This is a genomic window from Sandarakinorhabdus sp., assembly GCF_040398665.1.
Classification (GTDB): domain Bacteria; phylum Pseudomonadota; class Alphaproteobacteria; order Sphingomonadales; family Sphingomonadaceae; genus Sandarakinorhabdus.
In genome coordinates this window covers 105,788-111,787 of the sequence record NZ_JBBATQ010000011.1, presented here as the reverse complement: position 1 = coordinate 111,787, position 6,000 = coordinate 105,788, and the positions used below count along the sequence as shown (strand labels likewise).

The following is a 6,000-nucleotide window of genomic DNA, read 5'->3' as shown; positions in this document are numbered from 1 at the left end:
CCATCAAAGCAAAGGACTCCACCTCTGATCGGTACCAATCAGGGGGGCACGTCAAGTGTTCAAGGATGACGCATCGGGCGGCTTGGTGACTCGCCCCGCGATGCAGGCCATGTTGGCATTCCTCAAAAGCCGCCGCAAAGAAACCACGGTCGTCATCATCGACGATATCAGCCGCCTCGCGCGTGGCCTGGAAGCGCATCTTAAGTTGCGCGCGGCCATTAGTGCTGTAGGCGGCATACTGGAATCGCCCTCAATCGAGTTCGGCGAGGATTCAGACAGCCAGCTCGTCGAGAATCTTCTCGCGAGCGTGTCACAGCACCAACGCCAAAAGAATGGTGAGCAAACCAAAAACCGAATGCGCGCGCGAACGATGAATGGCTATTGGTCGTTCTATCCGCCGGTTGGCTATCGCTTCGAGCGCGTGGCCGGTCACGGCAAGCTGCTCGTGCGCAACGAACCTGTCGCCTCGATTGTTGCGGAAGCCCTCAATGGCTTCGCAACGGGCCGCTTCGGATCGCAGGGCGAAGTGCAGCGGTTTTTTGAATCGCAGCCGCAATTCCCGAAAGCCAAGAATGGCTGCATCACAATTCAGCGCGTGACCGAAATTCTGAACCAGCCGATCTATTCGGGCCATATCGAAGTGGCAAAATGGGATATATCGCTACGCAAGGGTCAGCATGAAGGGCTGATCACCTTTGAAACCTATCTTGAAATTCAAGAGCGCCTTCACGGCAAGCCGCGCCTGCCGGTGCGCCAGAACGTAAACGCAGATTTCCCACTGCGTGGCTTTGTGACCTGTGGTGATTGCAACCTTCCTTTGACCGCAAACTGGTCGAAGGGGCGGCATACGCACTATCCTTACTACATCTGCCGCACCAAGGGGTGCGCGAGCTCGGGCAAGTCCATCCCGCGCGCTAAGGTCGAAGATGCGTTTGAACAAGTCTTGCGCTGTCTCACTCCATCAAAGGATATCATCGCGCTGGCGTCGCACATATTCCGCGATCTTTGGGATCAACGTGCGGAGTCGGAGAATGCTGCCAAGCTTTCTATGAAGGCAGAGCTTTCGCAGATTGACCGTAAACTCAATCAGCTTCTCGACCGGATTGTCGATGCTGACAGCGAGACGGTGATCAAGGCGTATGAAAAGCGTGTGCAGGAATTTGAATCGCAGAAGCTGCTGCTGAACGAGAAAATCGCAAACTGCGGTCGTCCGTTGCCAGACTATGACGAAACTTTTCGAACCGCGATGGAATTTCTCGCAAGCCCTTGTAAACTATGGACTTCTGAGAGGTTGGAGGACCGCCGTGCGGTGCTCAAATTGGCATTCGCGGACAACTTGGCCTATGTGGCAAAAGAGGGTTTTCGAACCGCTGAATTTTCTTTGCCCTTCAGGGCCTTACAGGATTTTTCAGGATCAAAAAGAGAGATGGTGCGCCCAGCAGGACTCGAACCTGCGACCCCGAGCTTAGAAGGCACGTGCTCTATCCGGCTGAGCTATGGGCGCGTAGGCTTGGGCAATGCCGGTTATTGTCGCAAAAATCCAGTGCGGCGCGCGCCTTCAGCCCTGGGCGAGATCGGTATAGGCCACCACATCATTGTCGGTGGCGATCCACAATCCCGATGGGTCGGCATCCTGGGCGGCCAGCGCCAGCGCCTCGGCAAGCGGGCCATAGAACAAGGTTTCCGCTACCGGATCGCCGTCACCCAGCCGGTAAAGACGCACGCTCGCCGATTCGAACGTGCTGCGCATCAGCGAAAATTGTCGGAATAGGCCTGAATCTTCAGTGTCTTGGGGCCAAGCGGCACCACCTCAACGATCAAGCCATTGGCCTGTGCATAGGCCAGGGCTGCGGCTTCGGTTGGAAAATGCAGCTGGATCTGCCCGGCCGTGAAGCCGCTACCGGTCCAGCCGGTGAGCGGGTCGGCGCGCATGCGATCATCGCGTTCGAATTCCAGCAACCATTCCCCGGTGCGGGCGCGCCCGGATTGCATGGCATGTTTGGGGCGCTGATACAGGCGGGCGTGCATGGCGCTGTTTTGCAGCCTGGCAGGCCCGCCGGCAAGCGCAACTTCGACGGCCAAGCTCAATAGGCGCGGGCAATGGCGAATTCGACCGTTTCGGTGAGCGCCTTGCGCGCCGGACCGTTGGCGAACGTGCCCAGCACATCGATGGCGCGCTGGCCATAATGGCGGGCGCGCGCCATCGTGTCTGCCACCGCATTGGTCTGGCGCAGCAGCTCGCCGGCGCGCACCAGCTCCGCATCGCCAGCCGCACGCCCGGTCATCGCAGCGCGCCAGAATTCCCGTTCCGATTCGCTGCCGCGAGCATAGGCCAGAATCACCGGCAGGGTGATCTTCCCGTCCCGGAAATCGTCGCCGGCATTCTTGCCCATGGTTTGGGCATCCGACACATAATCAATGGCATCATCGACCAGCTGGAAGGCGATGCCCAGATAGCGGCCATAGCTGGCGAGCGCGGCTTCCACCGCATCATCGCGTTCCGCCACCACGGCAGCAATCTGGCAGGCGGCGGCAAACAGCGCGGCGGTCTTGGCGCTGATGATCTCCAGATACCGATCTTCGGTCGTGGTCACGTCGCGCTGCGCGGTCAATTGCGCCACTTCGCCCTCGGCAATCACGGCAGACGCGCGGCTGAGGATCTTGAGGACGCGCAAGCTGCCGTCTTCGACCATCAGTTCAAACGCCCGGCTGAACAGGAAATCACCCACCAATATGCTTGCCGGATTGCCATAAAGCGCGTTGGCCGTGACCTTGCCCCGGCGCAGTCCCGATGCATCGACAACATCGTCATGCAGCAAGGTTGCCGTGTGGATGAACTCCACCGCGGCTGCGAGCCGGTGATGGCGGCTGCCTTCATAGCCCAGCAGCGCCGTGCAGCCGAGCGTCAGCATGGGCCGCAGGCGTTTGCCGCCGCCGGCAATCAGATGCCCGGCCAGTTCCGGAATCAGCGCCACCGGCGATTGCATGCGATCAAGGATGACATGATTGACCGCATTCAGCCCCGACGCGGTCAGTTGCATCAGCGCGGCGATCGACGGCTCACGACCCGGACGCAAAGTATGAACGGTTGCACTCACGGGTTTTTCCATAACCGATGGCGCGGCGCGCGCAAGCGCGGCCTTGCTCACCGCGCCGCTGTGACGCAAACAGATGGCGGCCGCCGCCGTGCCGGCAACAAGGTTTTGGGGGAGTGCGCGTGTCTGATCCGGTTCTGAAGGCGTTTCGCGAAAGCATCGACAATATCGATGCAGCGTTGGTGTTCATGCTTGCCGAACGCTTCAAGATCACGCAGGCCGTTGGCCATTACAAGGCCGAAAACGGCCTGCCACCTGCCGATCCGGGCCGCGAAGCCCAGCAGATCGCACGGCTGCGCAGCCTGGCGGCCAGCGCGAACCTCGATCCGGAATTTTCCGAGAAATTCCTGCGCTTCATCATCGATGAGGTGATCCGCCACCACAGGGCCGCGCAGGGTTGAGGCGTTGATCCAGCCGCGCTTCAGACGGCCTTGGGCAGGCTGATCGTCACCAGCAGTCCCCCCAGATCTTCGGACGAATGAAGGCTGACCCGACCGCCGTACAATTCGGCCACGTCGCGCACGATGGCCAGGCCAAGGCCGGTGCCCGGCTTGTCGGTGTCCAACCGCTCCCCGCGTTCGAACAGGCGGCTGCGCATCGCTTCCGGGATGCCGCGCCCGTCATCCTCCACTTGCACCTCGACCATGTCATCCACCACCGCGATGGTGATGAACACGCGGCCACCACCATGAATCGCGGCATTTTCGACCAGATTGCCAACCATCTCCTCCAGATCCTGGCGCTCGCCGCGAAACGCTGCGGTGCGGTCACCCGCCAGATCGATGGTCACCCGGCCGGAGTGCAGCCGCTCCACGGTGCGCACGATGGCCTCCACCGCAGGCCAGACAGGGGTGCGGGCGCTCGATGCGGCGCGGCGCCCGGCGGCGCGCGCCCGCGCCAGTTGGTGATCGACATGGCGGCGCATCACCTGCACCTGCGTTTCGATCGTGCGCGCCAGCGCATCGTCGCGGCCCCGCGCCTCGCCCAGCATGATGCTCATCGGGGTTTTCAGCGCGTGGGCCAGATTGCCGGCATGGCGCCGCGCCGCTTCGGCCTGCGCCTCGCCATGATCGAGCAATTCGTTGATTTCCCCCACCAGGGGCGCGACTTCGACCGGAAACTGCGCCGCCACCCGCTTGGCACGGCCCGACCGGATCGCCGCGATCGCATCCGACACCCGGCGCAGCGGCGCGAGGCCATAGGTGGATTGCAATGCCGCCATGGCAATCAGGCCCAGCCCAAGCACCGATAACGACCAGAACAGGATCGATCGTGTGCGCACGCGCTGGGCATCGAGATCGCGGCTCGATTGCGCCACCTGGAAATACAGCGGCGTCCGCGCGCCCGGCAGACGCACGCTGCGCCCGATGATGCGCAGCGGCTCACCCGAAAAGATCTTCGCTTCATATTTGCATGGCTGGCGGCAATCGCGGCCGGCTGGCGGGGGCCCGAGCTGGCGATCCCACAGGCTGCGCGACGGAAACGGGGTCTGGCCCTTGCCGGATATCTGCCAGTACAGGCCTGAATAGGGCTCGGCAAAGCGTTGATCGCCCAGCGGACGCAACAGCCGCACCTCGCCGACCTCGTCGAGTTCGGCCGAATTGATCATGGCATTCAGGTTGTTGGCGAGCTGCTCGTCAAAGCTGGCGGTGAGCGTTTCATCAAGCACGCGATCAAGTGCAACGCCGCCCAGCCCAAGCAACAGCGTGATCCACACCGCCGCAATGAGGATCATGCGCCGCCGGAGCGAACGGCCGGAGCTTACGGTTCGGCCCGCAGGTCTGGCCCTTCCCACAACCGAGGCCGCCACAGCCGGGGCTGCAGGATCAGAGCTGATCGTTGAGACTGTAGCCAAGGCCGCGCGTGGTCATGATGAGATCGGCACCCAGTTTCTTGCGGATACGCGTGATGAACACCTCGATGGTGTTGGAATCGCGATCGAAATCCTGATCATAGATATGCTCGATCAATTCGGTGCGGCTGACGACCTTGCCCTTGTGGTGCATCAGATAGCTCAGCAGCTTGAATTCCTGTGCGGTCATCTTCACCGGTTCACCGTTCAGGGTGACCCGGCCCGACCGGCCATCCAGGCGCACGCCGCCCGCCATCAGTTCCGATGTCGCCTGCCCCGCCGCCCGGCGGATCAACGCGCGCAGCCGCGCCACCAGCTCCTCGATCTGGAACGGCTTGGCCAGATAATCATCGGCCCCGGCATCCAGCCCGGCCACCTTGTCCGACCAGCTGTCGCGCGCGGTGAGCACGAGCACCGGCATCAAGCGGCCACTGCGGCGCCAGCGATCCAGTACGGTCAATCCATCCACTTCCGGCAGGCCGAGATCGAGGATGACCGCATCATAGGCCTCGTTGGCCCCGAGATAATGGCCTTCCTCGCCATCCGCAGCATCATCGACGGCATAGCCGGCCTGCTCCAGCGCATTGCGCAACTGGTGCCGCAGGCTCGGCTCATCCTCCACAACCAAGATACGCATCTGCCTCGTTACTCCGTCACATGGCCCGGGGCGCCGGCACCCGAATTGTCTGCCGATCCGATCATCCAATAATACGACCTCAATAGCTTTGCCGACGCCGCACGCGCTCACCGGTGCGTGCATCAACATCCACATTGATCAGATTACCGTCACGCAAGAACCGGAACCGATAGACGCGGCTGTTCTGATCAAACTGCGCACCGATATATTCGCCCGGCGTTTCCTGCACGATCCGCTGCCTTATGGCTTCGAACGGCATGATTTCCCCGGCCTGCACCATATCGCGCACGTCATTCGGGCCCGCCACAACCGGCGCGGCCAGCAACAGGCTGGCAGCCATCAGAAAGAGCCCCAGAACTGGTTTACGGACTGGCATGTCTACATCAAATTCCCAACAAGGTTCCGTCGGCATGCCG

At 61.8% G+C, this 6,000-nt stretch carries 8 protein-coding genes, 1 tRNA gene and 1 pseudogene; 2 read left to right on the top strand and 8 right to left on the bottom strand.

Annotation, left to right across the window (positions count from 1 at the left end):
* Window positions 1-199: hypothetical protein (locus ABWP22_RS13500; protein ID WP_353200501.1), on the bottom strand; the 199-nt coding region annotated here is incomplete at its 3' end.
* Here ABWP22_RS13500 and ABWP22_RS13495 point away from each other — a divergent pair.
* Window positions 110-937, top strand: a pseudogene (locus ABWP22_RS13495) (recombinase zinc beta ribbon domain-containing protein); the annotation flags it as partial. The gene ABWP22_RS13500 and the pseudogene ABWP22_RS13495 overlap by 90 nt on opposite strands.
* A 490-nt stretch (window positions 938-1,427) precedes the next feature.
* Here ABWP22_RS13495 and ABWP22_RS13490 read toward each other — a convergent pair.
* From ABWP22_RS13490 to ABWP22_RS13475, 4 genes are all read right to left on the bottom strand, one after another.
* Window positions 1,428-1,504 (bottom strand) — tRNA-Arg (locus ABWP22_RS13490).
* Between the two features lie 54 nt (window positions 1,505-1,558).
* Window positions 1,559-1,750, bottom strand: coding sequence for a hypothetical protein (locus ABWP22_RS13485; RefSeq protein ID WP_353200500.1), 192 nt, complete (start codon window positions 1,748-1,750; stop codon window positions 1,559-1,561).
* Window positions 1,750-2,028: an NADH dehydrogenase ubiquinone Fe-S protein 4 gene (locus tag ABWP22_RS13480; protein ID WP_353200499.1), complete on the bottom strand. Its 279-nt coding sequence runs from the start codon at window positions 2,026-2,028 to the stop codon at window positions 1,750-1,752. Before ABWP22_RS13480 ends, ABWP22_RS13485 begins: the two co-directional genes overlap by 1 nt.
* 56 nt (window positions 2,029-2,084) lie before the next feature.
* Window positions 2,085-3,098 (bottom strand): polyprenyl synthetase family protein, encoded by a 1,014-nt coding sequence (locus ABWP22_RS13475; protein WP_502951128.1) that lies wholly within the window; start codon window positions 3,096-3,098, stop codon window positions 2,085-2,087.
* Window positions 3,099-3,217: 119 nt separating this feature from the next.
* Here ABWP22_RS13475 and ABWP22_RS13470 point away from each other — a divergent pair, with 119 nt between their 5' ends.
* Complete coding sequence (locus ABWP22_RS13470) at window positions 3,218-3,496, top strand: chorismate mutase (RefSeq protein ID WP_353200497.1); 279 nt, start codon at window positions 3,218-3,220, stop codon at window positions 3,494-3,496.
* Between the two features lie 20 nt (window positions 3,497-3,516).
* On the opposite strand, the gene ABWP22_RS13465 is transcribed toward ABWP22_RS13470, so the two are convergent.
* The 3 genes from ABWP22_RS13465 to ABWP22_RS13455 all read right to left on the bottom strand — a co-directional run bounded on the left by ABWP22_RS13465 (window position 3,517) and on the right by ABWP22_RS13455 (window position 5,924).
* Window positions 3,517-4,830, bottom strand: coding sequence for a sensor histidine kinase (locus tag ABWP22_RS13465; protein ID WP_353200496.1), 1,314 nt, complete (start codon window positions 4,828-4,830; stop codon window positions 3,517-3,519).
* Window positions 4,831-4,921: 91 nt separating this feature from the next.
* Window positions 4,922-5,584, bottom strand: coding sequence for a response regulator transcription factor (locus tag ABWP22_RS13460; protein WP_353200495.1), 663 nt, complete (start codon window positions 5,582-5,584; stop codon window positions 4,922-4,924).
* 79 nt (window positions 5,585-5,663) lie between these two features.
* Window positions 5,664-5,924: a PepSY domain-containing protein gene (locus ABWP22_RS13455; RefSeq protein WP_353200494.1), complete on the bottom strand. Its 261-nt coding sequence runs from the start codon at window positions 5,922-5,924 to the stop codon at window positions 5,664-5,666.
* Between the last annotated feature and the right edge of the window lie 76 nt (window positions 5,925-6,000).